At 69.0% G+C, this 24,420-nt stretch carries 32 protein-coding genes, 1 other RNA gene and 1 pseudogene; 10 read left to right on the forward strand and 24 right to left on the reverse strand.

Features of this window, described 5'->3' with window-relative positions; translation table 11 throughout:
• Nucleotides 1-187: pseudogene (locus DMC18_RS04470) on the reverse strand (methyltransferase); the annotation flags it as partial.
• A 104-nt stretch (nucleotides 188-291) separates the two neighbouring features.
• On the opposite strand from DMC18_RS04470, the gene DMC18_RS04475 reads away from it, so the two are divergent.
• From DMC18_RS04475 to DMC18_RS04485, 3 genes are all read left to right on the forward strand, one after another.
• Nucleotides 292-1,302 (forward strand): polyprenyl synthetase family protein, encoded by a 1,011-nt coding sequence (locus DMC18_RS04475; RefSeq protein WP_199228555.1) that lies wholly within the window; start codon nucleotides 292-294, stop codon nucleotides 1,300-1,302.
• Nucleotides 1,302-1,826: a hypothetical protein gene (locus DMC18_RS04480; RefSeq protein ID WP_110121045.1), complete on the forward strand. Its 525-nt coding sequence runs from the start codon at nucleotides 1,302-1,304 to the stop codon at nucleotides 1,824-1,826. Before DMC18_RS04475 ends, DMC18_RS04480 begins: the two co-directional genes overlap by 1 nt.
• Before the next feature lie 80 nt (nucleotides 1,827-1,906).
• On the forward strand, nucleotides 1,907-2,305 hold the full coding sequence (locus DMC18_RS04485) for a YccF domain-containing protein (RefSeq protein ID WP_110121046.1): 399 nt from the start codon (nucleotides 1,907-1,909) through the stop codon (nucleotides 2,303-2,305).
• A gap of 95 nt (nucleotides 2,306-2,400) precedes the next feature.
• Here the strand turns inward: DMC18_RS04485 and DMC18_RS04490 are convergent, their stop codons facing one another.
• The 5 genes from DMC18_RS04490 to fumC are packed head-to-tail and all read right to left on the reverse strand — an operon-like array spanning nucleotide 2,401 to nucleotide 5,803.
• Entirely contained in the window at nucleotides 2,401-2,715 is a 315-nt protein-coding gene (locus DMC18_RS04490; RefSeq protein ID WP_158285859.1) for a CcdB family protein, read from the reverse strand.
• Nucleotides 2,712-2,963 carry a type II toxin-antitoxin system CcdA family antitoxin gene (locus DMC18_RS04495; protein ID WP_110121048.1) on the reverse strand — a complete coding sequence of 84 codons (252 nt, stop codon included), beginning with the start codon at nucleotides 2,961-2,963 and terminating at the stop codon, nucleotides 2,712-2,714. Before DMC18_RS04495 ends, DMC18_RS04490 begins: the two co-directional genes overlap by 4 nt.
• A gap of 13 nt (nucleotides 2,964-2,976) precedes the next feature.
• Nucleotides 2,977-3,741, reverse strand: coding sequence for an AAA family ATPase (locus tag DMC18_RS04500; protein ID WP_110121049.1), 765 nt, complete (start codon nucleotides 3,739-3,741; stop codon nucleotides 2,977-2,979).
• Entirely contained in the window at nucleotides 3,738-4,409 is a 672-nt protein-coding gene (locus DMC18_RS04505; RefSeq protein WP_110121050.1) for a phytanoyl-CoA dioxygenase family protein, read from the reverse strand. The genes DMC18_RS04500 and DMC18_RS04505 overlap by 4 nt, the downstream gene beginning before the upstream one ends.
• Before the next feature lie 2 nt (nucleotides 4,410-4,411).
• Nucleotides 4,412-5,803: a class II fumarate hydratase gene (fumC, locus tag DMC18_RS04510; RefSeq protein WP_110121051.1), complete on the reverse strand. Its 1,392-nt coding sequence runs from the start codon at nucleotides 5,801-5,803 to the stop codon at nucleotides 4,412-4,414.
• A gap of 113 nt (nucleotides 5,804-5,916) precedes the next feature.
• On the opposite strand from fumC, the gene DMC18_RS04515 reads away from it, so the two are divergent.
• Both DMC18_RS04515 and DMC18_RS04520 read left to right on the forward strand, forming a co-directional pair.
• A complete protein-coding gene (locus tag DMC18_RS04515; protein WP_110132722.1) occupies nucleotides 5,917-6,237 on the forward strand; it encodes a YbjQ family protein in 321 nt (106 codons plus the stop codon).
• A 2-nt stretch (nucleotides 6,238-6,239) separates the two neighbouring features.
• A complete protein-coding gene (locus DMC18_RS04520; RefSeq protein ID WP_110121053.1) occupies nucleotides 6,240-6,638 on the forward strand; it encodes a RusA family crossover junction endodeoxyribonuclease in 399 nt (132 codons plus the stop codon).
• On the opposite strand, the gene DMC18_RS04525 is transcribed toward DMC18_RS04520, so the two are convergent.
• From DMC18_RS04525 to miaA, 16 genes are all read right to left on the reverse strand, one after another.
• Nucleotides 6,600-6,992: a hypothetical protein gene (locus DMC18_RS04525; protein WP_110121054.1), complete on the reverse strand. Its 393-nt coding sequence runs from the start codon at nucleotides 6,990-6,992 to the stop codon at nucleotides 6,600-6,602. The genes DMC18_RS04520 and DMC18_RS04525 overlap by 39 nt on opposite strands.
• Nucleotides 6,993-7,047: 55 nt before the next feature.
• Nucleotides 7,048-9,150: a serine hydrolase gene (locus tag DMC18_RS04530; RefSeq protein ID WP_233245310.1), complete on the reverse strand. Its 2,103-nt coding sequence runs from the start codon at nucleotides 9,148-9,150 to the stop codon at nucleotides 7,048-7,050.
• Between the two features lie 108 nt (nucleotides 9,151-9,258).
• Nucleotides 9,259-10,059 (reverse strand): C13 family peptidase, encoded by an 801-nt coding sequence (locus DMC18_RS04535; protein WP_110121056.1) that lies wholly within the window; start codon nucleotides 10,057-10,059, stop codon nucleotides 9,259-9,261.
• A gap of 12 nt (nucleotides 10,060-10,071) precedes the next feature.
• Nucleotides 10,072-10,542: a PaaI family thioesterase gene (locus tag DMC18_RS04540; RefSeq protein ID WP_110121057.1), complete on the reverse strand. Its 471-nt coding sequence runs from the start codon at nucleotides 10,540-10,542 to the stop codon at nucleotides 10,072-10,074.
• 3 nt (nucleotides 10,543-10,545) lie between these two features.
• Nucleotides 10,546-11,025, reverse strand: coding sequence for an SspB family protein (locus DMC18_RS04545; RefSeq protein ID WP_110121058.1), 480 nt, complete (start codon nucleotides 11,023-11,025; stop codon nucleotides 10,546-10,548).
• A gap of 237 nt (nucleotides 11,026-11,262) precedes the next feature.
• Nucleotides 11,263-11,628: a transfer-messenger RNA gene (gene ssrA, locus DMC18_RS04550) on the reverse strand.
• Nucleotides 11,629-11,633: 5 nt separating this feature from the next.
• Nucleotides 11,634-11,858 (reverse strand): Atu4866 domain-containing protein, encoded by a 225-nt coding sequence (locus DMC18_RS04555; RefSeq protein WP_110121070.1) that lies wholly within the window; start codon nucleotides 11,856-11,858, stop codon nucleotides 11,634-11,636.
• Nucleotides 11,858-11,992: a hypothetical protein gene (locus DMC18_RS27140; RefSeq protein ID WP_255580265.1), complete on the reverse strand. Its 135-nt coding sequence runs from the start codon at nucleotides 11,990-11,992 to the stop codon at nucleotides 11,858-11,860. The genes DMC18_RS04555 and DMC18_RS27140 overlap by 1 nt, the downstream gene beginning before the upstream one ends.
• A 132-nt stretch (nucleotides 11,993-12,124) precedes the next feature.
• A complete protein-coding gene (locus DMC18_RS04560) occupies nucleotides 12,125-13,027 on the reverse strand; it encodes a hypothetical protein (protein ID WP_233245311.1) in 903 nt (300 codons plus the stop codon).
• A gap of 6 nt (nucleotides 13,028-13,033) precedes the next feature.
• Nucleotides 13,034-13,591, reverse strand: a complete 558-nt coding sequence (gene ilvN, locus DMC18_RS04565; RefSeq protein WP_110121059.1) for an acetolactate synthase small subunit — start codon at nucleotides 13,589-13,591, stop codon at nucleotides 13,034-13,036.
• The gene (locus tag DMC18_RS04570; RefSeq protein ID WP_110121060.1) at nucleotides 13,591-13,878 is read right to left on the reverse strand and encodes a BrnA antitoxin family protein; all 288 of its coding nucleotides are present in this window, start codon (nucleotides 13,876-13,878) and stop codon (nucleotides 13,591-13,593) included. The genes ilvN and DMC18_RS04570 overlap by 1 nt, the downstream gene beginning before the upstream one ends.
• Complete coding sequence (locus tag DMC18_RS04575) at nucleotides 13,859-14,176, reverse strand: BrnT family toxin (RefSeq protein ID WP_199228557.1); 318 nt, start codon at nucleotides 14,174-14,176, stop codon at nucleotides 13,859-13,861. The genes DMC18_RS04570 and DMC18_RS04575 overlap by 20 nt, the downstream gene beginning before the upstream one ends.
• 12 nt (nucleotides 14,177-14,188) lie before the next feature.
• Entirely contained in the window at nucleotides 14,189-15,994 is a 1,806-nt protein-coding gene (locus tag DMC18_RS04580) for an acetolactate synthase 3 large subunit (RefSeq protein WP_110121062.1), read from the reverse strand.
• A gap of 111 nt (nucleotides 15,995-16,105) precedes the next feature.
• Complete coding sequence (locus DMC18_RS27245) at nucleotides 16,106-16,153, reverse strand: hypothetical protein (RefSeq protein ID WP_370444040.1); 48 nt, start codon at nucleotides 16,151-16,153, stop codon at nucleotides 16,106-16,108.
• A gap of 117 nt (nucleotides 16,154-16,270) precedes the next feature.
• The gene (locus tag DMC18_RS04585; protein ID WP_110121063.1) at nucleotides 16,271-16,753 is read right to left on the reverse strand and encodes a CinA family protein; all 483 of its coding nucleotides are present in this window, start codon (nucleotides 16,751-16,753) and stop codon (nucleotides 16,271-16,273) included.
• A gap of 33 nt (nucleotides 16,754-16,786) precedes the next feature.
• On the reverse strand, nucleotides 16,787-17,677 hold the full coding sequence (gene miaA, locus DMC18_RS04590) for a tRNA (adenosine(37)-N6)-dimethylallyltransferase MiaA (RefSeq protein WP_370444039.1): 891 nt from the start codon (nucleotides 17,675-17,677) through the stop codon (nucleotides 16,787-16,789).
• 76 nt (nucleotides 17,678-17,753) lie between these two features.
• Between miaA and DMC18_RS04595 the strand changes: the two genes are divergently transcribed.
• From DMC18_RS04595 to DMC18_RS04605, 3 genes are read left to right on the forward strand one after another with little or no spacing between them, the layout of a single operon-like run.
• Nucleotides 17,754-18,209: a hypothetical protein gene (locus tag DMC18_RS04595; protein ID WP_146217970.1), complete on the forward strand. Its 456-nt coding sequence runs from the start codon at nucleotides 17,754-17,756 to the stop codon at nucleotides 18,207-18,209.
• A gap of 59 nt (nucleotides 18,210-18,268) precedes the next feature.
• Nucleotides 18,269-19,117, forward strand: a complete 849-nt coding sequence (gene serB, locus DMC18_RS04600) for a phosphoserine phosphatase SerB (RefSeq protein ID WP_110121065.1) — start codon at nucleotides 18,269-18,271, stop codon at nucleotides 19,115-19,117.
• Nucleotides 19,114-19,779: an HAD family phosphatase gene (locus DMC18_RS04605; RefSeq protein ID WP_110121066.1), complete on the forward strand. Its 666-nt coding sequence runs from the start codon at nucleotides 19,114-19,116 to the stop codon at nucleotides 19,777-19,779. The genes serB and DMC18_RS04605 overlap by 4 nt, the downstream gene beginning before the upstream one ends.
• Before the next feature lie 4 nt (nucleotides 19,780-19,783).
• Here the strand turns inward: DMC18_RS04605 and DMC18_RS04610 are convergent, their stop codons facing one another.
• On the reverse strand, nucleotides 19,784-22,126 hold the full coding sequence (locus DMC18_RS04610; protein WP_110121067.1) for a bifunctional diguanylate cyclase/phosphodiesterase: 2,343 nt from the start codon (nucleotides 22,124-22,126) through the stop codon (nucleotides 19,784-19,786).
• Between the two features lie 9 nt (nucleotides 22,127-22,135).
• Nucleotides 22,136-22,705: a methylamine utilization protein gene (locus tag DMC18_RS04615; RefSeq protein ID WP_199228558.1), complete on the reverse strand. Its 570-nt coding sequence runs from the start codon at nucleotides 22,703-22,705 to the stop codon at nucleotides 22,136-22,138.
• Between the two features lie 201 nt (nucleotides 22,706-22,906).
• Between DMC18_RS04615 and DMC18_RS04620 the strand changes: the two genes are divergently transcribed.
• Complete coding sequence (locus tag DMC18_RS04620) at nucleotides 22,907-23,803, forward strand: DUF3034 family protein (protein WP_110121073.1); 897 nt, start codon at nucleotides 22,907-22,909, stop codon at nucleotides 23,801-23,803.
• A 12-nt stretch (nucleotides 23,804-23,815) separates the two neighbouring features.
• Nucleotides 23,816-24,334 (forward strand): group 1 truncated hemoglobin, encoded by a 519-nt coding sequence (locus DMC18_RS04625; protein WP_110121069.1) that lies wholly within the window; start codon nucleotides 23,816-23,818, stop codon nucleotides 24,332-24,334.
• Nucleotides 24,335-24,420: the final 86 nt, after the last annotated feature.

Genomic DNA, 24,420 nt, shown 5'->3' on the forward strand with positions numbered 1-24,420 from the left:
CCAGCAGGGCCCCGCCGACGCCGCAGCCGGCCTCGATGACGCGATCGCCGTCGCCCGCGTCGCAGGCGGCCGCCAGCAGGGCCGCGTCGAGCCCGGCCCGGTATCCCGCCGCCGATTGGCGAAGCTTGACGCGTCCGTCCAGCACGCGATCTTCGGTGACGGAGGGAACTGAGGAGGGGTCTGACAACGTTTCGGGCCTTGTGCTCGCCTTGACCCTGACCTATCCCGCCACCATTGTCGCTCGCAACGGTCCTGGCGCCGCGCGTGGCGTCGCCTGAGGAGTACATGGTCTTGGACGCAGCTGCAGCGACCCTCGCCCGACAACCGGGATCGGTGGATCGTCTCGTGCGCCTGGCCTCCGCCGACATGGCGGGCGTCGACAGCCTGATCACCGACCGCATGCAGAGCGACGTGCCGGTGATCCCGGCCCTGGCCGAGCACCTGATCGCCGCCGGCGGCAAGCGCCTGCGCCCGCTGCTGACCGTGGCCGCCGCGCGTCTGGCCGGTTCCGATAACGACCACTGCCTGAAGCTGGCCGCGGCCGTCGAGTTCATCCACACCGCCACCCTGCTGCATGACGACGTGGTCGATGGCAGCCAGCTGCGCCGCGGCAAGGTCGCCGCCCACCTGATCTGGGGCGCGGCGCAAAGCGTGCTGGTCGGCGATTTCCTGTTCGCCCGCGCCTTCGAGCTGATGGTCGAGACCGACTCGATGCGCGCCCTGCAGATCCTGGCCCAGGCCAGCCGCGTCATCGCCGAGGGCGAGGTGATGCAGCTGATGCGCAGCCACGACCTCAACCTGTCGCAGGCGCTCTATCTCGAGATCATCGCGGCCAAGACCGCCGAGCTGTTCGCCGCCGCCGCCGAGGCGGGCGCGGTGTCGGCCGGCGTCGACGCCGAAAAGTCCAAGGCCTTGCGCGACTACGGCATGAGCCTCGGTTTGGCCTTCCAGCTGGCCGACGACGCCCTCGACTACGGCGGCGCCACCGAGACCCTGGGCAAGAACGCCGGCGACGACTTCCGCGAAGGCAAGGCCACCCTGCCGCTGCTGCTGGCCATCGCCCGCTCCGGCCCGCGCGAGGCCGAGTTCTGGGAGCGGGCCATCGGCCGTCGCGAGCAGACCGAGGCCGACTTCCGCCGCGCCCGCGAGCTGATCATCGGCACCGGCGCCCTGGACGCCACCCTGGATCTCGCCGCCGAGCACGCCGACAAGGCCAAGGCGGCCCTGGCGGTCTTCCCGCAGAACGACTGGCGCGAGAGCCTCGAAAGCCTCGCCGACTTCGCGGTCAGCCGCCGGGCCTGATGGCGCAGGGCTACAATCCCTCCGGCGACCCCCACGGTCACGACCGTCACCACGGCGCCCACGCGGCCGGCGAGGCGGCGGGCAAGGTGATCGGCGGCGGCGTCGGGGTGCTGGTCGGCTTCGCCCTGATCCTGCTGTTCTTCGGCCCGCTGCTGTGGGCCCCGGCCTTCGCCGGTCTCGGCGCGGCGCGCTTCACGCCCGGCGCCTGGCAGCCCTGGCTGGCCGGCCTCGCGGCCGCCGGCGCGGCGCTGTTCGTCCAGTTCCTGCTGCTCGTCCAGAAGAGCCCCGTGCTGCGCTATCCCGTGGTGGCCCTGTTCTCGGTCGCCTGGGTCGGCGGCCTGTGGCTGGAGCTGACCGCTCCGCCGCACGACTGGCTGACCACGGCGCCGACCTGGCATGCGCCCGGCCCCTGGAGTTGGGCCCTGATCGGCCTGGGCGTGGTCGTCTATGCCGGCCTCTACCTCCTGGCCCTGTCGCGCTTCGGCAAGGGCCGTTGGGCCAAACGCTGGCAACTGCTGCGGTGAATTCGCCGTAAGGTCGCGTCCGCAAGCTCGACAACGGCGTGGCGACGTCCCAAATCTCGGACGGAGACGAAAGGACCGCGATGATCCGCTTCATTCTCAACCTGCTCTGGTTCTTCCTCGGCGGCTTTGTTTCGGGTTGCCTCTGGCTGCTGGGCGGCCTCCTGCTGGCCATCACCATCGTCGGCCTGCCCTATGCGGGCGCGGCCTGGCGCATCGCCGGCTTCGCCTTCTGGCCGTTCGGCAAGGAGATCGTCAGCCGCGACCTCGTCACGGGGCGCAGCGACCTGGGCACCGGTCCGCTGGGCTTCGTTCTGAACGTGATCTGGTTCGTGCTGGGCGGCTGGTACATCGCGCTCAGCCACCTGCTGATCGCGGTCGCCGAGGCTGTCAGCATCATCGGCATCCCGTTCGCCATCAAGGACCTGCAACTGGCCTGGATCGCCCTGGCCCCGATCGGCCGCACGGTGGTCAAGCGCTAGAGCATTTTCCGACGAAGCGGCTACCGGTTCGTCGTGAGAAAATGCGCCGAGGCAGAAGATCTGAGCTTCCGGCCTGACGCAGTCAGGACGGAGGCTCAGAAGCCGGTGAACAGCCGGTCGAGCGCGCGGCGGATGGCGTCTTCGTGAGCGGCGAGGGAGGCTATGCGCTGGCGGAGCAGCATGGTCGAAACACCGACCAGTTCGGGAATGAAGGCTAGAAGCGCCTGGCCTTGGATCTCGACCTCGGCCGACAGTTCGCTGAGCGGCAGGGCGCTTTCCGGCAAATACAGCGGAGCCACGACGATCGTGGGAAGGTCCCCGGCGTGGTGCGACTGAAGCACGACGACATAGGGTGCGACCGCACGGGTGCGGATCGAGGGATTGGGAAAGACGTCGAACTGGCGGATCACCACCTGCGCAGGTCGTCCCCAAAGGCGCCGCTGCCTTCCACCCGTTCACGATAGTGCGCGATCGCCTCGGCGTTCTCTTCCGCCCATCGCCGCGCCCGTTCCTCGGCGCCGGCCGGATCCACCTTCTGCAAGTGCAGCCGAAGCTGCGTCTCGCTCATGCCGGCGACCGAAATCCCCAGCCGCTGCGCCTGCGCCAGCAGTTCCGGATCGACGCCCCCGGGCGTGATGTCGAGTTCGGGTTTGCCCATGGCTCGAAGGCTATCACGCCTCGTCGTCGCTCGACAGCAGCACGTCCAGGAAGGTCTGGCGGCGGTTGAGGAAGCTGCGGGTCACCTGGAAGTGCTCGGTGTCCTCGTACTCCACCCTCTCAAGCCCGCGTTCGGAGGCCTGGTAGATCCAGGCGTCCGGATAGCCCAGCAGGATCGGCGAGTGGGTGGCGATGATGAACTGAGAGCGCGCCAGCACCAGTTCATGCAGCCGCGCCAGGAACGACAGCTGCCGGGTGGGCGACAGGGCTGCTTCCGGTTCGTCGAGGATGTAGAGGCCGTCGCCGCGGAAGCGGTTGTCGAAGAGGGCGAAGAAGGCCTCGCCGTGCGACTGCTCGTGCAGGGAGCGGTCACCATAACTGTTGATGATCGGCGTGCCGCCTGGCTCGCGGTCCAGCTCCTCGATCGCCGTGCCAATGTTGAAGAAGCTTTCCGCGCGCAGGAAATAGCCATCGTGCGGGCGGATGGTCGAGCGGATCGGGCGGATGTGGGCGTGCAGGGCCGAATGCGACGCGCGGCTGGAAAAATTGAAGTTCCGCGATCCGCCCTCGGCGTTGAAGCCCCAGGCCACGGCCAGGGCCTCGATCAGGGTCGACTTGCCCGAGCCGTTCTCGCCGACCAGGAAGGTCACGCGCGGGTGGAAGGCCAGGGTGTCGAGGCCTCGCACGACCGGCAGGTTGAACGGATAGACGCCGGCGTTCCAGTTCGCGCCACGCTCGAAGCGGGCCTCGATCCAGTAGGGGCGGACGAGCCCGGTCAAGCCGCCGCCCAGGCCAGGCCGCCGGGCAGGTCGAAGTCGGCGTAGTCGACTTGCAGCACGCGCCGGCGGCGGGGCGGCTCGGCGCGGTCGGAGGCGTGCAGGATAGGCGTCGAATAGGCCCAGACGTCGCCGGCCTGGGCTTCGCAGGTGATGATCTCGCCGTCGGCGGCGACCGTCGTGGCGGCGTCGGCGGGCACGCGGCCCAGGCGATGGCTGCCGAGCGCGGCTTTCAGCGGCGCGTTGCCGAGATCGACGGAGTCGAGGTGGACGCGCAGGGTGACCATGCGGGCCAGGATCTCGAAAGGCGGGGCCACATGCAACAGGCCGTCCTTGACCGACCAGGGGCCGAAGCCCTCGACCTCGATCCGCTCGGCCACGGGCAGCACCCGGTCCTGGTGCCAGGCGACCGACCAATTGGCGTCGGGGGTCTTGTCGAACATCGTCGCCCGCACCGGGCGCGCCGCAGCCGAGGTCAGGCGGGTCGCCAGGGTCCCGATCGGACCTTTGGAAGAGAGCAGGGCGGAAAGGCCCTGGTCGCCGGCGTCGAGGCGGGCGCCCGGCTTGCGGGCGATGCGTTCGTCCGCCAGCGCCCGGAGACGCTCGAGCGCCTCCGGGGACAGGACGGCGGGAAAATACGCCGCCCCATCGCGCTGGAAGTCGAGGATCAAGTTCAGCCCGGCGAGACCATGTTTTCCGGACGGACGTACTGGTCGAACTCTTCGTTCGACAGATAGCCGCCGCCGACGGCCTCGTCGCGCAGGGTGGTGCCGTTCTTGTGCGCGGTCTTGGCGATCTTGGCGCAGATGTCGTAGCCCAGGCGGCCGTTCAGGGCCGTGACCAGCATCAGCGAGTTCTCGACGCCCTTCTGGATGTTGTCGATGCGCGGCTCGATGCCGACCACGCAGTTGTCGGTGAAGCTGATCGCCGCGTCGGCCAGCAGGCGCACCGACTGCAGGAAGTTGTAGGCCATCACCGGGTTGAAGACGTTCAGCTCGAAGTGGCCTTGCGAGCCGGCGAAGGTCAGGGCGGCGTGGTTGCCGAACACCTGCACGCAGACCTGGGTGAGCGCCTCACACTGGGTCGGGTTGACCTTGCCCGGCATGATCGACGAGCCCGGCTCGTTTTCCGGCAGGGCCAGTTCGCCCAGACCCGCGCGCGGGCCCGAGCCCAGAAAGCGGATGTCGTTGGCGATCTTGAACAGCGAGGCGGCGACCGTGTTGATGGCGCCATGGCTGAACACCATGGCGTCGTGGGCGGCCAGGGCCTCGAACTTGTTCGGGGCGGTGGTGAAGGGCAGGCCGGTGATGGCCGCGATGGCTTCGGCCACGCCTTCGGCGAAGCCGATCGGGGCGTTCAGGCCGGTGCCGACGGCGGTGCCGCCCTGGGCCAGCTGCATCAGCTTGGGCAGGGTCTGCTCGATGCGCTCGATGCCGTTCTCGACCTGCTGGGTGTAGCCGCCGAACTCCTGGCCCAGCGTCAGCGGGGTGGCGTCCTGGGTGTGGGTGCGGCCAATCTTGATGATCTGCGCCCAGGCTTCCGACTTGGCCTTCAGGGCCGCGTGCAGGTGCTTCAGCGCTGGCAGCAGGTCCGAGACGATCTGCTCGGCGCAGGCCACGTGCATCGCCGTCGGATAGGTGTCGTTCGACGACTGGCTCATGTTGACGTGGTCGTTCGGGTGGACGGGCTTCTTGGTGCCCATCTCGCCGCCCAGGATCTCGATCGCGCGGTTCGAGATCACCTCATTGGCGTTCATGTTCGACTGGGTGCCCGAACCGGTCTGCCACACCACCAGCGGGAAGTGGTCGTTCAGCTTGCCTTCGATGACCTCGTTGGCGGCCTGGACGATGGCGTCCTTGATGGCCGCGTCGAGCTTGCCGAGCTTGTGGTTGGTCTCGGCGGCGGCGCGCTTGACGATGCCCAGGGCCCGGACGACCGGAAGCGGCTGCTTCTCCCAGCCGATCTTGAAGTTGCCCAGGCTGCGCTGGGCTTGCGCGCCCCAGTAGCGGTCGGCGGCGACTTCGATGGGACCGAAGGTGTCGGTCTCGGTGCGCGTGGCGGTCATGCGGCGGATCCTCAAGCGATGATGCGGGCGGTCTACCCCCCGAGGGCCGCCTTCGCAACGCCATGGTGCGCCGCAACGACGTTAGTTATACCGGCGGAGCTCAGGAGGATCCCATGCTCGTCGCCACCACCAACGATCTGCCCGGCTATCGCGTCGTCGAACATCTTGGCCTGGTGCGGGGCGTGACCGCCCGCTCGCGCAGCGTGATCGGCAATATCGGCGGCTCGATCCAGCAGATCTTCGGCGGTAACCTGTCGATCTACACCAAGCTGGCCGAGACGGCCCGGCAGGAGGCTTACGAGCTTCTGGTGCAGCACGCCCGCGAACTGGGGGCCGACGCCGTGATCGCCATGCGCTACGACGCCAACGAGATCATGGAAGGCGTCACCGAGGTTCTGGCCTACGGCACCGCCGTGAAGGTCGAAAAGCTCTGAGCGTGGACGATCTCGACCGGGACGATTGGGTCCACCACGGCAAGGTCAGGGCGCGTGAGGCCGGGGGCGAACTGACCATCGTCGTCGACGGCCTGACCACCCAGGCCAAGTACTACAAGCCGCTGATCTACGAGTTCTTCCGCAAGACCTGGCGCGGTTCGCGCCCGGCTTGGGGCGAGTTTTCGGTCGAGATCGGCATGGAGTTCGTCGGCGAGCCGCCGTGGCTGGATCTCGACAACCTGGCCAAGGCGCTGCTCGACGCCATCAAGGGCTACGCGTTCCACGACGACGCCCAGGTCGCCCGCCTGCTGGTCGAGCGGCGTGCGGGCGAGCGCGAGCGGATCGTGATCGTGGTGCGGAAGCTAGAGTCGCGTTTTCTGCGGGGCACGCTCGAGGGCTGACGCGCCGATCGAGATGTAAAGCACGATCAGGAAGGCCAGGTAGCGGCCCAGGCTGGAGGGCTCGGCGCCCGGCGCCAGGGGCACGAAACCCAGCAGGATCAGATTGGCGGCCGCCGCGCCCGGCAGGGCGAAGGCCATGGCCGGATAGAGCCGCCGGCTGTGGGGAATGCGCAGCAGCCTTGCCGTGGCCTGGAAGGCGAAGGTGACCAGCGCCGCCGCCAGGAACGCGTTGGCCGCGTAGAACCAGAAGGCGCGCTCGATCAGCTCGGCCCCGAAGGCGCCGTAGAACAGCGTCACCGCCAGCCAGGCGCCGAGGCCTGTTCCGGCCAGGATGCAGACGTTCCGTTTCGACACGCGCGAACTCCCCCAGTATCGCCACCGGGGGAGAGCCTGCACGGGCCGTGCCGGATCAGGTGTTCCAGAATTCCAGGAAGCCCCAGGCCGCCAGCACGATGGAGAAGCTGGTGAAGATCAGGGCGGTGATCGTGAAGGCCAGCTTGCGCAGGTCGCTCCAGCTGTCGACGCGACGGCCGCCGCGCCAGATCACCGGCGCCATGATCAGGGTGAAGAGGCTCAGCACCGTGGCGATGAAGGCGCAGGCCGAGGCCGTCAGCAGCCAGCCGCTGGGCCAGCCGAAGACCACTGCGGCCACGTCGCCCGAGCCTGCCGCAAAAGCGGCCACGCAGGCGATGGCCACCAGCCACAGCACGGCTTGGGTGGTCTGCAGCAGGCTGGCGCGGGCCTGGCTGGTGGTCTGGCGGGTGTCGCGACGGCTGCGGACGAAAACGCCGGCCAGGGTGGCGATCGAGGCCAGCGCCGCCAGGAGGGTCGCGCCGGCCAGTACGCCGGTGCGGAGAAGCGGGCCGACCCGTTCGTAGGCGGATGCGCCCGACGGCGCGAAGAAGCGCACGGGCGCGCCGTCCTCGCGCTGGAACACCAGCAGGTCGGCGCCGTCGGCGGCCTTGAAGACGTCTTCGCGGTCGGTCGGGATCCAGAGGCGGGTGCGGCCGTCGCTGGTGATCGCCAGGCCGCCCTGGGCGCTGGCGCGGACCTTGGCGACGCCGATCAGGCGATCGACGAAGCCTTCCAGCCCGCCATAGGCGCGGCGGTCGGTCAGGTAGTCGCCTTCATAGGCCAGCGCCGCTGCCGGGCTGAGGGGCGTGAACGCGGGCACGGCGCGGGCCGGCGCATAGAAGCGCTCGACGATCGAGGCGGGCAGGGTGGCGGGCAGGTCCTGGCCGGTGTCGGTGTTGACCGAGATGAAGACGCCGAGGCCCAGGTCGGGGACCAGCACCATGTTGGAATGGAACCACAGGGTCGCGCCGGCGTGGCCGAAGCCGCGGCGGCCGCCGGGCAGGGGAATGTCCTGGAAGCCGGCGTTCCAGCCGGCGGCGCCGGCGGCGGGGCGATAACCGGCCGTGCGGAAGGCCTGGGCGGCGCGCTGCGAGAAGACGGTGCGGCCATCGATCGTCCCGCCGTTCAGCAGCAGGGTCATGTAGCGGGCCATGTCGGCCGCGGTGCTCGAGGCCGAGCCAGCGGGGGCGATCTGACCGACGAACTCCACCGGCTGGGCCTCAAGGCCCAGGGGCGTCCAGCGATAGCCTTCAGCGAGGTCGGCGGCCAGGGCCGGGGCCATCGGCGCAGGCAGGTCGTCGCGCCAGGCGCGCGGCTCGCGGAAGGTGGTGCGTTGCAGGCCGGCCGGCACGATCACCCGCTCGGCGATCAGGTCCTCGAACGGCTTGGCGCCGGTGTTGGCCAGGGCCGCGCCGACCAGGGCGACGCCGTAGTTGGAATAGGCCGGCAGCACGCCGGGCTCGCGCACCCGGTTGGGACGCTCCTGGCGCAGATAGACGTCGAGCGGGCGAACGCGGCGCTCCTCGCGCTCGAACAGCTGGCCCAGGACCCGGTCCTCGAACCCGGCGGTGTGGGTGTAGAGGTCGCGCACCCGGATCGGCGTCTTCTTGCCCTGGTCGCGCACCTGCAGCTTCTCGGGCAGGTAGACGTTGATCGGCGCGTCGGGACGGATGCGGCCGGCGTCGATCTCGTTCTGCAGGGCGATCCAGGTGAAGGTCTTGGAGATCGAGCCGATGCGGAACAGCGTGCGGTCAGGATCGACCGGCCGGCCCCGCGCCAGGCTGGCCGCGCCATAGCCCTTCTTCAGCACCACCTGGCCGTTCTGGACGACCGAGATGGTGACCCCGGCGATGTGGTCCTCGGCCATGGCCCGGCGCACCGCGCCATCGACGAAGGCTTCGAGTTCGGGGGCGGGCAGGGGCGTGACGCCTGGAACGGCGGCGACCGGAGGCGGCGCGATGGGGGCGACAGGCGTCGCCGGCGCACGGCGGAAGGTCGGCCTGGGCGGCGTGACGGCGGGAACCGAGGGAGCCGTGGAGGCGGGCGTCGCGGTCGCCGTCGGCGCGGCGTCCTGACTGGTGGCGGCGTTCGCCCCCATGAGCCAGAGGCCGACGATCGCCGCGCACCGCACGGCCTTGGACGACATACGCAACGTCACGAACCCCACCTCTTCGGCTAACGCGTCAGAAGGGTCTTCTTAGGCCAATTCGTCAGGCGAGGGACACCGGCGTCGGGAAGAAAATCACGCCAAGCAGTGTGCAGCTGTTCAATTTTCCGCCGATGGCGGCGCGGCGTTCGGCGCGGGCGCCGGTTTGCGGGCCTTGGCGAAGGTATAGAGGGGCAACAAGGGGCGCAGTTCGGGTCCGATCCACAGCTGCGGCTCCGAGGGCGGGCTGGCGCCGGTGTCGATCTCCTTGCGGGCCACGCAGGCCTGAACCGCTCGTCCCAGGACGGCGAAGTCGCGGGCCTTGCCGATCTCGCCCAGGAAGCAGTCGTCGAAATAGGGATAGCGATCGCTCTCGCCGCAGCCGAACGAGGTGCGGTCGGGCCGGGCGGCGGTCAAGATCATCCGGTCGTCGCGTTCGAGCGAGGGCACAAAGACGCCCGAGAAGCAGGCCGAGATCACCACGATCGACGGCCGACCCGGGCAGGCGCCGTCGACCATCGCCGCCAGTTCCTGCGGGCGCAGCAGCTTCTTGCCCATGATCACGCCCTGAGGCGCACCGTGCGAGGTGATGTAGACCAGGCAGCCGCCGGTCGAGGTCTTGGCCGCCGATCTCAGGCCGTCCTCGATCGCCTTGGCGTTCGAGACGTTCAGCGCCTGGTTGCGATAGCGCTTGGGGCGGACCGAGAACTGCGTCGGCGCGGGGAAGCCCAGGCCGACCAGGTTTTCGGCGACATCGCGGCGGGCGTTGTCGAAGGCCTCGGTCGAGCCGCCTCCATGGGCGCGCCAGTCGCCGGCGATCACCACCGAGGCCCAGTGGTCGAACGGGCTCTCGGCCCGGGCCGGCGCGATCGCCAGACAGGCCAGGACCAGTCCGACCAGAAAGCCCGCCGCTCGGCCCATTCCGCGTGATCCCTATTTCTTGAACTTGGCGAAGGGCGTCGGCAGGGCCGTGCCCGTGGAGGTCGCCAGCAGGCGGCCCTCGGCGTCATGGAGTTCGCCCTCCATGAAGCAGACCGTACGGCCCCACTTCACCACCCGGCCGACGCCGTGCAACGGGCCGGGCAGGGCCGGCCGCAGGAAGCTGGTCTTCATCTCGAGGGTGGGCACGACGTGGGTCATGCCCGAGGTGATCAGACCGGCCACCGACATGCATTCGTCGAGCATCGCGCAGACGAAGCCGCCCTGGATCTGGCCCATCGGATTGGCCAGCAGGTCGGCGCGGGCGTCGAAGGCGATCTCGACCCGGCGCTCGGCCTGGCTGACGGCGATGAGCCTGAAGCCCAGCGTCAGGGCGCTGGGCGGCGCGTTCTTCGAGGCGTTGAAGCGCGCGAGGATCGCCTCGTCGGTGAGAGTGGACTGCTCCTCCGAGACGACGTCGTTCAAGGCCTACTTCTTCCGGAACTGGTCGAGAGAGATGATCTTGGGCGCCTCGTCGCCATCGGCCGGAGGCGGGGTCGGCTCGGGTTCCGGCTCGACCGGGGCCGGCTCGATTTCCGGGGCCTCGAACTGCAGGGCGAACTGCACCGACGGGTCATAGAAGCGGGTCACGGCCGAATAGGGGATCGACAGGCGCTTGGGCTGGCCGCCGAACTTCAGCGTCACCGAGAAGAAGGTCTCGCCGGGGGCGAGGTCCCAGTACTGGTGCTGCAGGATGATCGTCATCTCGTCGGGATACTTGCCGAGCAGGTCCTGCGGGGCCGAGACGCCGGCCGCCTGGGTCTTGAAGGTGATGTAGAGGTGGTGCGGCTCGGGCAGGCCGCCGGGCGCGGCCGCCTTCTTCAGCGCAGCCTTCACGACGCCGCGCAGGGCGTCCTGGGCCATGGCCTCGTACTGCATCAGGTCTTCGGTCGGAGGAGTGCGGGCCATGGATCTTCGATTAAGCAAAAACGAAATTCGAAGGGCCAGCGTAACCCGTCGCGGGCCTCCGGCAAAGGCGCCCGCATGCGGTAGTCACATACTATTTTAGAGAGTGTCGCATCTGGCCCGGCCGTTGAAGGTCCCGGCTGTCGGGAGCCTAGCCGCGATGCTCCTGCCTCGCGTGAGTTGAGCCCAACGCAAAATGCGCCGAAGGGGCGGGTGATCGAATTTCAGGATGAGCAGGGAAGTGGAGGGATTCTGTTGCCAGGCTCCCTCCGGGCCCCGCCTAAGGATCTGAACCCCTAGGACTTAAGAGGCGAATTCACCTGCACCGCATTACGCAGCGACGGCGAACTCTTCAGCGAAGTTATCGTTCGCATTTAGTTTAAAGGCCCGAAACGGTGGGCCATGCCGAGAGAAAGCAGACACCTTTACACGTCTGTCGATGCTGATCGGCCCCATGCAGTCCCGTGATAACTCGGGAGAGATTTGGTGGAGCCGCCGGGAATCGCACCCGGGTCCAGTCCGCTTATTACGTGCGCGTTTATCCCCATAGTTCGGCCGAAGCCGGACAATCCCAATATAGGGCCTCGTACCCCGGTAGGGAAGGGGAAGCGTCAAACGCTCCCCAGGCTGAGGCGGCCCTCGGCGAGGCGGCCGGTGATCACCGCGCCGTGGTCTTCGAACAGCTTCAGGGTCTCGCCGACCAGGACGTAGGCGCCGGTGAAGACGCCGCGGGGCTCGGCGTGCACCTCGACGAAGCGGCCGTCGGGGCGAAGTTCAAGGCTGTAGCGGCCATCGGGCGAGGACCAGACGCCGGAAACGGGGAGGTGGTCGATCATCATGGCAGGATCCTCCAGGCGGTAGCGGACGAGAACAGGGCGGGCAGGGCGGTCGCGACGGCGGCGGCCGCCAGCAGGGCGGCGGCGAACCAACGCGGAGCCGCCGTCGCGCGACGGGGCGTGTGGCGGGTCATGGCCTGGCTTTGATTTTGGGTTTTGATTTGGGGGAGCGCCGCAGGCAGCTGCGGCGGTACGAGGCCACTATGCCCCGGCCGGTCGTCCAGTCGGTAGAGCGATGCTCCGCATTGATTGCACGATCCTACGGATCAGCGCGGCGGGGCGACGGTGTCCGGAGGCGTGACGGGCGTATCGACGGGCGGTTCCGGCTCGTCGTCATCGACCACCGGCACGGCCGGCGGCTGCGGTCGGTTCGAGGTTCCGGCCTTCAGCTGGCCGCCCTGGGCGATCAGGTCGGCATAGGCCTTGGACTGGCGCGAGAAGTCTCCGCCGCGCGGCAGCACCGCGTCGAACAGCGGATCGCGGCCGGCGGCCGCCCCGACCACAGCCGAAAGCACGCCGGCGATCGAGCCGACCTCGGCGTCGTCGCAGGCGCGCCGTAGATGGCGGGCCTGGCCGGGGACAAGGAGCGTGACGTCCCAGGAGACGCCGTCGACGCACAGGGCCTCGATCGAGCCGCCGCCATAGTCGACGATCACGCTGCGCGGCTGGCTCCAGGCGCGGTCGCCCGCCAATGCCTTGAAGGCGGCGATGCGTTCGCTAGGCAGTTCGGCGTTGATGTCGATCCGGCGGCCGATCTCGGGCGTGCAGCAGCCGAAACCGGCGCGGGCCTGGACGAAGGCGCGGCCGTCGCGGCGTACGGTGACGCGAATGACGGCCTGGCGTACGCCGCGCGCGGGGCGGGCCCAGGCTTCCAGCACCAGTTCGCCGCGACGGACCAGTTGGATCTGCAGGGGCTGCAGGCCCCACAGGCGGTAGAGCAGGGGATCGACGCCGTTGTCGACGGGAACGGGCTGTTCCTTGCGTCCAAGCCGTCTGCCCGACAGCGGTTCGACCTCGGAGGCGGGGCGGGGGATCTCGTTCGACCACCAGACCGCCGGATCCGGCGGCGGAGCAGGGGCGACGGGCGCGACCGGCTGGCCTTGAACGGAAAGCGGCTCAAAAGCGAGGAGAAGGGCTCCCGCGAAGACGGCCGGTCCGATCACGCCCATGACGGCTTACATCCCTTCGACGCCCCGCTCGATGGAAAGGACGCCCGTGCGGGAAAGTTCCACCAGGCCGAGCGGACGCATCAGGTCGAGGAACTTGTCGATCTTCGACGGCGCGCCCGAGATCTCGAACACGAAGCTCTCCAGCGTGGTGTCCACCGGCTTGGCGCGGAAGATCTCGGCGATGCGCAGGGCCTCGACGCGATCGGGCCCCGAACCGCGCACCTTGACCAGGGCCAGCTCGCGCTCGACGCCGTTGGGGTCGCGGGTCACGTCGTGCACCCGGCGCACGTTGACCACCTTGTTCAGCTGGGCCTCGATCTGGTCGAGCACCTGGCGCGTGCCGCGGGTGACCACGGTGATGCGGCTGGTGTGGGCCTTGCGGTCGGTCTCGGCGACCGTGAGGCTCTCGATGTTGTAGCCGCGCGCGGCGAACAGGCCGACCACGCGATGCAGCACGCCCGGCTCGTTGTCGACCAGCAGGGCGAAGGTCGCGGTCTGCTCGGCCTGCTCGTTGGGGCTGAGGTCGTAGGCCGAGGCGGGGGCGGGTTGGACGTTGGCGGTCATCAGGCGCGTTTCTTTTCTGCTTTGGCCACGTACTGGCGGAGCACGCGGTTGATTTCGGTCTGATAGGGCTTGCCGCCCGCATGTTCCTTGAACCAGCCGACGAGGTCGGCGTCGAGCGCTACCGCGTCCGGATGAGCCAGGGCTTGGCCTTGTGCGGGACGCCGCGCCAGGCGGGCGTTTTCGTGCGGCGCTTCCGGAATATCTGTCGTGTCGATTCTGTCGTCAGGTAACGCGTCCAGCCTGGCCAGTCGTTCGCGTTGCTCGTCGCTAAGCGTTGTCTTGTTCATAGACCTTGCGCTCCCAGGGAGTCGCTTTTCGCGCGCTGATGATGCGAACGCGTTCCGCGCCAGCATCGCCGACATAGATGTGAACCACCAGCAGCACAGTCACAAGACCGACTACGCCCACGGCATGCCAGCGTTGTTCGTAGTCGACCACCCTATCCGGGTAGATCACGTGCAGCGGGTCCGTCCAGACCATGGTCGCGTCCTCGAAGGCCACGTCATGCTTGGAAAAGTTGGACTTCGCCTTTTCCGGATCCCACTCGAATATCGGCATAGGCGCATTTTCATTCAATGCGCCCATGAATTGTCAAGCTTAGACCAGCCCCGCGCCGTCCTCGCCGATGACGCTGCCGATGTCCTCGACCTCGCCCATGATCATCTCGTTGTGGGCCTTGCCCGAGGGGATCATCGGCAGGCAGTTTTCGTGCTTCTCGACGCGGCAGTCGAAGATCACCGGCTTGTCGCTGTTGATCATCTCCAGGATCTTGGCGTCCAGTTCGGCCGGGTCCGAGCAGCGGATGCCGACGGCGCCGTAGGCCTCGGCCAGCTTCACGAAGTCGGGCAGGCTGTCGGAATAGGAGTGGCTGTAGCGCTCGCCGTGCAGCAGCTGCTGCCACTGGCGGACCATGCCCATCCATTCGTTGTTCAGGATGAAGATCTTGACCGGCAGGTCGAACTGGATCGCGGTCGACAGCTCCTGGATGCACATCTGGATCGAGGCTTCGCCGGCGATGTCGACGACCAGGCTCTTGGGGTGGGCCAGCTGCACGCCCAGGGCGGCGGGCAGGCCGTAGCCCATGGTGCCCAGGCCGCCGGAGGTCATCCAGCGGTTCGGCTCCTCGAAGCGGAAGAACTGGGCGGCCCACATCTGGTGCTGGCCGACTTCCGTGGTGATGTAGACGTCCTTGTCCTTGGACAGTTCGTACAGGCGCTGGATGGCGTACTGCGGCTTGATGACCGTCTCGGAGCGCTTGTAGGCGAGGCACTGGCGGGCGCGCCAGGCGTCGATCTGGGCCCACCAGTCGGTCAGGGCGACCTTGTTGGGCTGGTGGCCGGCGGCCTTCCAGGCTTCGATCAGGTCTTCCAGGACCGAACCGGCGTCGCCGACGATCGGCAGGTCGACGCGGACGTTCTTGTTGATCGACGAGGCGTCGATATCGATGTGGATCTTCTTGCTGCCCGGCGAGAAGGCGTCCAGGCGGCCGGTGACGCGGTCGTCGAAGCGGGCGCCGACGCAGATCATCACGTCGCAGTCGTGCATGGCGTTGTTGGCTTCGAAGGTGCCGTGCATGCCCAGCATGCCCAGCCACGCCGGATCGGCGGCGGGGAAGGCGCCCAGGCCCATCAGGGTCGAGGTGACCGGAGCGCCGGTCAGGGCGGCGAACTCACGCAGGGCTTCGCTGGCCTTGGGGCCGGCGTTGATGACGCCGCCGCCGGTATAGAAGATCGGCCGCCGGGCGCCCGCGATGATCCGGGCGGCCTCGGCGATGCGGCTGGCGTCGCCCTTGATGCGCGGCGAATAGGCGTGGCTCGAGGCGACTTCGGTCGGGCCGTAGTATTCGCCCTTGGCGAACTGGACGTCCTTGGGGATGTCGATCAGCACCGGACCCGGACGGCCGGTGGTGGCGATCTTGAAGGCCTCGTGGATGATCTGCGGCAGGTCGCGGACGTCTTTGACCAGGTAGTTGTGCTTGGTGCACGAGCGGGTCATGCCGACGGTGTCGGCTTCCTGGAAGGCGTCGGTGCCGATCAGGTGGGTAGGGACCTGGCCGGTGATGACGACCATCGGGATCGAGTCCATCAGGGCGTCCATGATGCCGGTGATGGCGTTGGTCGCGCCCGGGCCCGATGTGACCAGGACGACGCCCGGCTTGCCCGAGCTGCGCGCATAGCCCTCGGCGGCGTGGGTCGCGCCCTGTTCATGGCGAACCAGGATGTGCTGCAGGCGCGGCTCGTGGAACAGCGCGTCGTAGATCGGCAGGACCGCGCCGCCCGGATAGCCGAACAGGACTTCGACGCCCTGGTCCACGAGGCCGCGGACCACGATCTCGGCGCCGGTCATGGCGCGGTTGGCGGCATCGGCGGGAGCGTTGCTCTCGATGGTCTGGTGGGCGGTCATGGCGGAAGTCCCGGATGGACGTGGAAAGCTGGGCTTTGGAGGCGGCGGAAAAGAAAAAAGGCCCCGAAGGACCTTTGTGCGCGCGACCGATCTATCAACGTGACTTCGAGGTCACGCCGTGAACGGCCGCTCCATAAGTACGATCATGGTGGTGCGCACGAGTGTTGCTCCAAATGGATGATCGGGGAATGCCATGCTCGCCTGAGGGCGTCAAGGCGCGGTTTGACGCAAAAAACGACCCGTGGCGGATAAGTCGCAACGGGTCTGGCGCGAATTTCAGCCCAAGGTCTCAAGAAGCAGGGCAAGAGCTTGCTCAGCGAAGTGCTGCATGTTCGCCTGCCGATCATCCTTTCCGGTCTCGATGGTAAGACTGACCTCTCGCTCCTGGCCTACGACCGCGAAGCAGGCATGCCCTGCCGCGTCGCCGTAGCGATTGCCCTCCGGCCCGGCGGCGCCGGTCTCCGACAGGCCCCAGGCCGCCTTCAGGTTCTTGCCGGCCACGCGGGCCAGCAGCAGGGCGTAGGGTTCGCTGGCCGAGCGCAGCCCGTCCATGGCCTTCTGCGGAATGTCGAGCAGGGTCAGCCGCGCCCGGGCCGTGTAGACGACCGCGCCGCCGGCGTAGAACTTCGAGGCCCCCGGCGTCGCCAGCAGCGCCGACGAGATCAACCCGCCAGCGGAGGACTCGGCGACGGCCACGGTCTCGCCGCGCTCGGTCAGGCGAGCGGCGACGGCGGCGGCGAGGCGGGCGAGTTCGGTCATGGGCAAAATCCTGTGGCGGGCTGGTCCAGGCCCTTACGCCAAGTCGCCTGGATCCTGCGAGCCTTTGTGCAGCGGGGCGAGCTTTCGCCAGTCCGGCGTCTGGTTCCTGAACCAGGTGAGCTGGCGCTTGGCGTAGCGGCGGGTCTCCTGGCGGGCGGCGTCGAGGGCCTGGTCCAGGCTGGTCTCGCCGCGCAGGTGAGCGGCCAGCTCGCGATAGCCGACGGCCTTGAGCGCGGGCAGGGCGGGATCCAGGCCCCGCGCTTCCATGGCGGCGACCTCTTCGAGGGCGCCGTTCTCGACCATCAGGGCGAGGCGCGCGTCGCAGCGGTCGTAGAGCTCGGCGCGGGGCGGGTCGAGGACCACGCCGCTCCATTCGCCGGCTAGCAGGACGGGCCGGGTGTCGGCCTGCCATTCCGACAGCGCCCGGCCGGTGGCGACGGCCACGGCGTGAGCGCGGACCAGGCGCTGGCGATCGCCGCTTTCGATGCGGGCTTCGGCGGCGGGGTCGAGCGGGCGCAGCAGGTCGCGGAAACCCGCCTCGCCCTGGGCGGCGTAGAGCAGGCCGGAGATCTCGCGCTGGCTTTCGGGCACCGGCGGCACCTCGGCCAGGCCGTGGGTCAGGGCGCGGAAGTAAAGGCCGGTGCCGCCGACGACGATGGCGGGACGACCGCGGGCGGCGATGTCGTGCAGGATCCTGACGGCGGCCGCCTGCCAGCGACCGACCGACCAGCCGTCGGCCGCGTCGGCGACGCCGAACAGGTGATGCGGCGCGCGAGCTTCCTCCTCGGGCGAGGGGGCGGCGGTCAGCACCCGCAGGCCGGCGTAGATCTGCATGGAGTCGGCGTTGACGATCTCGCCGCCGGTGCGTTCGGCCAGATCGAGGGCATAGGCCGACTTGCCGCTGGCCGTCGGTCCGGCGATCATCCAGACGCGCGAGTCGTCAGCGAAGGGCGTTGCGACGGTTGCGTATGGGGCGGCTTGGTCCATGAAGCGTACATACATGATTGCGGCCGCGATGGTCGCCTCCCTGACGGCCGGCTCGGCGCTGGCCGCGGTCACGCCCAGCAAGCCCAAGGCGCCTTCGGCCGCCGCCGCCGCCATGGCGGCCACGCCGGCTCCCGACCTGACGCCTCAGGAGAAGGCCGGCTGCGGCGCGGTGCTGGTGATCCTGGGCAAGGTGGCGACCAGCTATCCGCAGGTCTTTGCCAGCAAGGGTGCCGACGGGCGCGGCATGCAGTTCGTGCTCGAAGCCTTCGGGGCCAAGGGGCGCACGATGATGGACGAGGCCTTCGAGGACGGCGCCCAGAAGGGCGTCAAGGCCAGCAAGGTCTACGAGGACGGGCTCGACTTCCTGTTCGAGAACGTCAAACCGGCCGAGGGCGAGTCTGCCGAGGCCGCGGGCAAGCGCGCCGGCGTCGCCCTGCTGCAGCGCTGCACCGGGATCGAGGCGGGCTGAGCGGGTTCGTTCTGCAAGTTGCTTGACGGGGCGGGGCGACTGGCTTAGCCGCCCCGTTCATGCACGTCCTGACCCTCGTCGGCCCGGAGGCCGAAACCCTCGCCGCAGCTCTGTCGCTCGGCGAGGTCGTCGCGCTCGGCCCCGACGCGGTCGACGTGACCTTCGACGCCGATCCGACCCCGATCCGCGAGCGCGTGATCGCCGCCATCGGCGACAAGCCCGTCGATTTCGCCATTCAGCCGGCCCTGAACCGCCGGAAGCGCCTGCTGATCGCCGACATGGACTCGACGATCATCAACGTCGAATGCCTGGACGAACTGGCCGACTTCGCCGGGGTCAAGGACAAGGTCTCCGAAATCACCGAGCGCGCCATGCGCGGCGAGCTGGCCTTCGAGGGCGCGCTGCGCGAGCGGGTCGGCATGCTGAAGGGCCTGGCGACCACGGCCCTGCAGACCTGCTTCGACGAGCGGGTGCGGCTCAATCCCGGCGCCGAGACCCTGGTCAAGACGATGGCCGCCCACGGCGCCCGCTGCGCCCTGGTCTCGGGCGGCTTCACCTTCTTCACGAGCCGGGTGGCGGATGCCGCCGGCTTCCACCTGAACCGCGCCAACACGCTGATCGAGGCCGACGACGCCCTGACCGGCGAGGTCGGCGACCCGATCCTCGGCAAGGAGGCCAAGCTGGCCGCCCTCAACGAGGAAACCGCCGCCCTGGGTCTGACCCCGGCCGACGCCCTGGCGGTGGGCGACGGGGCCAACGACCTGGCGATGATCGAGGCCGCCGGCCTGGGCGTCGCCTATCGCGCCAAGCCGATCGTGGCGGCCCGGGCCCACGCCAAGGTCGATCATGCCGAGCTGACGGCGCTGCTCTACTTCCAGGGCTATCGCGCCGAGGAGTTCGCCCAGTGAGCTTCCCGCGCCGCGTCGAGGCGGTGGTCTTCGACATGGACGGCCTACTGCTCGACACCGAGACCGTCTATCGCGCCGCGATGATCGACGCCGGCAAGGTGTTCGGCGCGCCGATCACGGCGGCGACCTACGCCTCGATGGTCGGCAAGACCAATCCCGAGTGCGCGGTGATGCTGCGCGAGCTCTATGGCGAAGACTTTCCGGTCAAGCCGTTCTTCGAACGGCTGTGGAGCGACGTCGAACTGCTGCTGGAAGCCGAGATCCGGCTGAAGGACGGCGTCGAGGAGATCCTCGATCACCTGGACGACCTGGGCCTGCCGCGCGCCATCGCCACCTCGAACGGCCTGCCGGCGGTGGAGCGGTATCTCGGCCGCTTCGACCTGTTGCCCCGTTTCCATGCGGTGGTCGCCCACCATGACGTGACGCGGCACAAGCCGTTCCCGGACCCGTACCTGCTGGCCGCCGAGCGGCTGGGCGTCGATCCGGCGCTGTGCCTGGCGCTGGAGGATTCCCATCCCGGCGTCCGCGCGGCGCACGGGGCGGGGATGATGACGATCATGGTCCCGGACATCCTCGATCCGACCGAGGAGATGCACGAGAAGTGCGTCCACATCGCCGACAGCCTGCACGTCGTGCTGGACCTGCTGAAGCGGCAGGCCTGAAGATTCAGGCCTTCTTGGCCAGGGGATCTGCCGCCTCTTCCTCGGCCCCCCAGGCGGCCAGGAACTCGGTGAGGGCCGGCAGGCCCATCGGCCGGGCGATGTGATAGCCCTGAGCGATGTCGCAGCCCATGACCTGCAGCATGGCCAGGGCCTCGCGCGACTCCACGCCCTCGGCGACGACCTTGAGGCCCAGGCTGTGGGCCAGGTCGACGGTCGACTTGACCAGCAGGGCGTCCTTGGCCTCGCGGTCCATGCCCATGACGAAGGCCTTGTCGATCTTCAGTTCGTCGGCGCGGATCTGCTTGAGATAGGCCAGGGACGACAGGCCCGAGCCGTAGTCGTCGATCGACACGGCGATGCCTGCGGCGGCGAACTGCTCAAGCACCTGCAGGGCCACGGCGGCGTTGCCGACCACGGCGGTCTCGGTGATCTCGAAGCACATGCGCGCGCCGGCCTGGGCGACGCGCTCGATGGCCTGGCGGGCGAAGCCGAGATCGTCGATCAGCCGGCCGGAGATGTTGACCGACATCAGCAGGTCGTGGCCGGCGGCGCGCAGCACCTGCTGGTCGGCGATGGCCTGGTCGATGACGTAGTCGGTGAGGGCGCGGATGTGGCCGGTCTCCTCGGCCATGCCCACGAAGAGGTCGGGACCCAGGAAGCCGCGGGCGGGGTGGATCCAGCGCACCAGGGCCTCGGACCCGGTGATCGCGCCGGTGCGCAAATCCAGCTTGGGCTGATGGTTGAGGAAGAGGGCGCCGGTGCGCACGGCCTCCAGCATCTCGCTCATCAGGGAGAGGTTGCTGGCCGGGTCGCCATAGGCGGTCTCGTCGAAGGCGGCGGCCTTGCGGCCGGCGTCGCGGGCCTGGTCCAGGGCGATCATCGCCTGCTCGATCAGGCGGTGGGGATCGCTCTCGCCCTGGCGGCCGGCGGCCAGGCCGTTGCTGACGTGGATGTCCACCAGGTCGCCGCCCAGGCGCACGGGCGCTTCCAGGATCGGCGTCGCCGAGGTCACGACGGCGACCGCCTCGTCGAGGTCGGTGAAGCTGGAAACGACGCAGAGTGTCGAGGTGGTCAGCCGTCCGACCATGACGTCGGGATTGTGGGACCGGACCCGTTCGCCGATCTCGACGATCAGTTCGGTGGCCAGGGCGTAGCCGATGGCCCCGCGCACGAAGGTGAAGCGGTCGAGACCCAGGGCGCCGATGATCACCGGCTGGCTCGGATCGGCGGCCATGCGAGCGGCGATCTCGGTTTCCAGGGCGTGGCGGTTGGCCAGGCCCGTCTCGGCGTCGTGCATGGCCAGGTGGGTGATCCGCGCCTCGCGGTCACGGATGCCGTCGGCCATGCGGTTGAAGCTTTCGGCCAGGCGGCCGATCTCGTCGCGGGTCTGGACGGCGACCTGCACCTCGCGGCCCTGCTCCAGCTCCTGGGCGGCGGCGTCGAGCTCGGCGATGGGACGGGCGAGGCCCCGCGAGAGCATCCAGCTGGCGGCGATCACCAGGGCCGCGCCGACCAGGCCGGCCAGGGCCACGGCGGCCAGCAGCAGGCGATAGGGCGCCAGGGCCAGGGCGAGGGGATAGCGCAGCACCAGGGCCGAGGCGCCGCCGCCCAGGGCCTTCAGCGGCTTGGCCAGCACCAGTTCGTCGCCGGCCGGACCCTGGACGCGGCCGGGCGCGCCGTCTCCTTTCAGGGCCTGGGCGACAAAGGCGGTGAGGGCGGGGGTCTGGCGATCGGCGTCCTGGGCGCGCCATTGCTCGCCGTCGCGCGCCGTCTCACGGCTGAAGACGTCGGCGTCGAGGCGGATCGCCGACAGCCGTTCCAGCGCCCGCATCTCGCGATCGTCGAGGCGGACGCCGAACACGACCCAGCCGGTGAGGGTGGGCGACAGGATCGGGGCCGAGATCAGTTGGTAGGGCTCGCCGCCGACCATGAAGACGCCACCGGCGCCGTCCTCGGCGTCGAGGGCGGTCCACAGGCGTTCGGCGTCGAGCTTGGAGGGATCGACGCCGGTCAGCTCGCCGTCGACGTTCATCATCACGGCCAGGTCCAGGCCCATGCGGCCGCGCAGGTTGGCCAGGGCGGACGTGATGGTCGGGGCGTCGCGGGTGGCGACGGCGGCGCGGAATCCGAAGTCGCGCGACAAGAGGTCGGCGCCGTCGCGCAGGCGCTGGGTGCGCAGCGCCCAGACGCGGTCGAACACGCCCCCGGTGGCGGCCAGCTCCTGGCGCACCGCCTGCTGGGCCGTGGCCGCGATCGTCAGGTAGACGGTGACGGCGATCGCCCCCAGCGCCAGGGCGAAGAGCCCGGCGTAGAGGACGGTCAGCCTGGTCTGCAGACGGTGGAACATCGGGCGGCCCTAGTGGCTCATCGCCGCCGGGGCGCGCAGCTCGATCGAGACGTCCTGCGAGACCGCGCCGCGCAGGGCGGCGAGCGGGACGGTCTTCTCGTTCCTGGGGGCGCGCAGATAGGGATGCCAGACCTTGACCACGACCGGGCCGTCCGGCGCGCCGCGGATCACGGCCTTGCCCGAGGCGTCGGTCTTGGCGGCGTACTGGGTGTCGACCACCTTGATGAAGCCGACCATCTGGTCGTGGATGTTGCAGCCGATGGCCGCCACGCCGACGGCGGGCATGCGCACGACGCGGTTTTCCTCGCGGCCGTAGAGCTTCAGCTCGAACCTGTTGCCGGCCGAGAACGAATAGACGTGGTGGCGCACCTTATCGAGGTTGGGGAACGAGACCTCGGCGCCGGCCGGGACGATCAGCACGAACGGGTTGAACTGGATGTTCTGCTGGGCGACGCGATAGGGCCAGTCGAACTTGATCGGCCCCTTGGTCGGCTGGCCGCCGGGATAGACGGTGACGACGGCGTCGGCCACGGGCTTGCCGTCGCTCCCGCGCACCGAGAGCGTGAGGTCCGCCGCCATGGCGTGCGTCGAGAAAATCGCAACCGAAAATAGTATTGATGCGATTTTCAGCGAGCTGGCGACGATCTTGCGCATGATTTCCCCGAAGCTGATGGACAAATTGTCGCAGCGCTGAAGTCTAACCGTAGGCGAGATGTTCTAACGATTACGTAAAGTCTTGCCCCTAGCGTCGCCCGCATGGATTTCGGGGATCGGGGCGGCATGGGCAGGACGAAGACGGCGGCGCTGGCTGGCGCGGGTTGCGCCGTGACGCTGGGGGGCGCGCTGTGGGGCGGATCGGCCCTGGCCGGCGAGATGGAGCCCGGCGGCAAGCTGCTGCTGACCGGCGGCGTCAGCGCCCTGGAAGGAAGCGCCGGCGGCGGTCTTTCGACCTGGGCGGTGATCGCCGGCAACGAGACCTCGCGCGGCGTCGGCGGCAAGGTCCACGCCACCTATGTCAACGTGCCCGACTACGAACTGCGCGCCTATGGCGGGGCGGTGGGGCTGTTCGACCGGGTCGAACTGTCGCTCGCCCGCCAGGAATTCGACACCGGCGCGACGGGCGCCAAGCTCGGCCTCGGCAAGGGTTTCACCTTCAAGCAGGACATGGTCGGCGTGAAGGTGCGGGTGCTGGGCGACCTGGTCTATGACCAGGACACCTGGGTTCCGCAGGTGGCCGTCGGCGCCCAGTGGAAGAAGAACGACCAGGGCGCGATCGTGCGGGCCGTGGGCGGCAAGGACGACAGCGGCGTCGACTACTACGCGGCCGCCACCAAGCTGCTGCTCGACAAGAGCCTGATCCTCAACGGCGCGGTGCGGCTGACCAAGGCCAACCAGACGGGCCTGCTGGGCTTCGGCGGCGACAGGAACGACAGTTACCGGGCCCAGTTCGAGGGCTCGGCCGGCTGGCTGGTCAGCAAGCGCCTGGCGCTGGGGGCCGAGTACCGCACCAAGCCCGACAACCTCGGCTTCGCCAAGGAAAGCGACTGGGTGGACGTCTTCGCCGCCTACGCCGTCAACAAGACCGTCTCGGTGACCGTGGCCTATGTCGACCTGGGCGACATCGCCACCTTCAAGGACCAGCGCGGGCTCTATGTCTCGCTGCAGGCCGGCTTCTAGGAGCGCCAGATCATGATCCGCCACAACGCCCTCCGCGCGGCCATGGCCGCTGGTTTCGCCCTCGGCTTCTCGGGCCTTGCCCAGGCCCAGGACGCCGCCGTTCCGCCCGGCGAGCAGCCGGTCGATCCCTACGTCCAGTCCAACGCCAACGCCGGGGCGGCGCCGATGAGCGACAAGGCGGTGTTCGAGGCCTTCCACGGCCGCGAGGGCCTGGCCCGGATCACCAGCGATCTGGTGGACCGCAACCTCGCCGACCCCCGCATCAAGGACATCTTCGCCACCGCCGACGTCGTGCGCCTGAAGCGGACCCTGACCGAGCAGTTCTGCTACGTGCTGGGCGGGGGCTGCGACTACACCGGCAAGGATATGACCCAGGCCCACAAGGACCAGGGCATCACGCCCCGCGACTTCAACGCCCTGGTCGAGAACCTGCAGTGGGCGATGGACAAGGAAGGCGTGCCCTTCGCCGCCCAGAACAAGCTGCTCGCCAAACTGGCCCCGATGGCGCGCCAGACGGTGGAGCGGAAGTAGGCTTCCTTCTCCCCTTGCGGGCGCTCGGATGCTCCCCCTGAAGGGGGAGCTGTCGCGGAGCGACTGAGGGGGAAGTTGCTGGTGAG

The organism is Caulobacter sp. D5, assembly GCF_003185805.1.
Taxonomy (GTDB): domain Bacteria; phylum Pseudomonadota; class Alphaproteobacteria; order Caulobacterales; family Caulobacteraceae; genus Caulobacter.

Coding starts and splice junctions, on each gene's coding strand:
- DMC18_RS04480 (WP_110121045.1), top strand. CDS start 1,302: ATGGCGCAGGGCTACAATCCCTCCGGCGACCCCCACGGTCACGACCGT.
- DMC18_RS04485 (WP_110121046.1), top strand. CDS start 1,907: ATGATCCGCTTCATTCTCAACCTGCTCTGGTTCTTCCTCGGCGGCTTT.
- DMC18_RS04495 (WP_110121048.1), bottom strand. CDS start 2,963: ATGGGCAAACCCGAACTCGACATCACGCCCGGGGGCGTCGATCCGGAA.
- fumC (WP_110121051.1), bottom strand. CDS start 5,803: ATGACCGCCACGCGCACCGAGACCGACACCTTCGGTCCCATCGAAGTC.
- DMC18_RS04515 (WP_110132722.1), top strand. CDS start 5,917: ATGCTCGTCGCCACCACCAACGATCTGCCCGGCTATCGCGTCGTCGAA.
- DMC18_RS04535 (WP_110121056.1), bottom strand. CDS start 10,059: ATGGGCCGAGCGGCGGGCTTTCTGGTCGGACTGGTCCTGGCCTGTCTG.
- DMC18_RS04545 (WP_110121058.1), bottom strand. CDS start 11,025: ATGGCCCGCACTCCTCCGACCGAAGACCTGATGCAGTACGAGGCCATG.
- DMC18_RS04555 (WP_110121070.1), bottom strand. CDS start 11,858: ATGATCGACCACCTCCCCGTTTCCGGCGTCTGGTCCTCGCCCGATGGC.
- DMC18_RS27140 (WP_255580265.1), bottom strand. CDS start 11,992: ATGACCCGCCACACGCCCCGTCGCGCGACGGCGGCTCCGCGTTGGTTC.
- DMC18_RS04560 (WP_233245311.1), bottom strand. CDS start 13,027: ATGGGCGTGATCGGACCGGCCGTCTTCGCGGGAGCCCTTCTCCTCGCT.
- ilvN (WP_110121059.1), bottom strand. CDS start 13,591: ATGACCGCCAACGTCCAACCCGCCCCCGCCTCGGCCTACGACCTCAGC.
- DMC18_RS04570 (WP_110121060.1), bottom strand. CDS start 13,878: ATGAACAAGACAACGCTTAGCGACGAGCAACGCGAACGACTGGCCAGG.
- DMC18_RS04575 (WP_199228557.1), bottom strand. CDS start 14,176: ATGGGCGCATTGAATGAAAATGCGCCTATGCCGATATTCGAGTGGGAT.
- DMC18_RS04580 (WP_110121062.1), bottom strand. CDS start 15,994: ATGACCGCCCACCAGACCATCGAGAGCAACGCTCCCGCCGATGCCGCC.
- DMC18_RS04585 (WP_110121063.1), bottom strand. CDS start 16,753: ATGACCGAACTCGCCCGCCTCGCCGCCGCCGTCGCCGCTCGCCTGACC.
- miaA (WP_370444039.1), bottom strand. CDS start 17,677: ATGATCGCCGGACCGACGGCCAGCGGCAAGTCGGCCTATGCCCTCGAT.
- DMC18_RS04595 (WP_146217970.1), top strand. CDS start 17,754: ATGATTGCGGCCGCGATGGTCGCCTCCCTGACGGCCGGCTCGGCGCTG.
- serB (WP_110121065.1), top strand. CDS start 18,269: ATGCACGTCCTGACCCTCGTCGGCCCGGAGGCCGAAACCCTCGCCGCA.
- DMC18_RS04610 (WP_110121067.1), bottom strand. CDS start 22,126: ATGTTCCACCGTCTGCAGACCAGGCTGACCGTCCTCTACGCCGGGCTC.
- DMC18_RS04615 (WP_199228558.1), bottom strand. CDS start 22,705: ATGGCGGCGGACCTCACGCTCTCGGTGCGCGGGAGCGACGGCAAGCCC.
- DMC18_RS04620 (WP_110121073.1), top strand. CDS start 22,907: ATGGGCAGGACGAAGACGGCGGCGCTGGCTGGCGCGGGTTGCGCCGTG.
- DMC18_RS04625 (WP_110121069.1), top strand. CDS start 23,816: ATGATCCGCCACAACGCCCTCCGCGCGGCCATGGCCGCTGGTTTCGCC.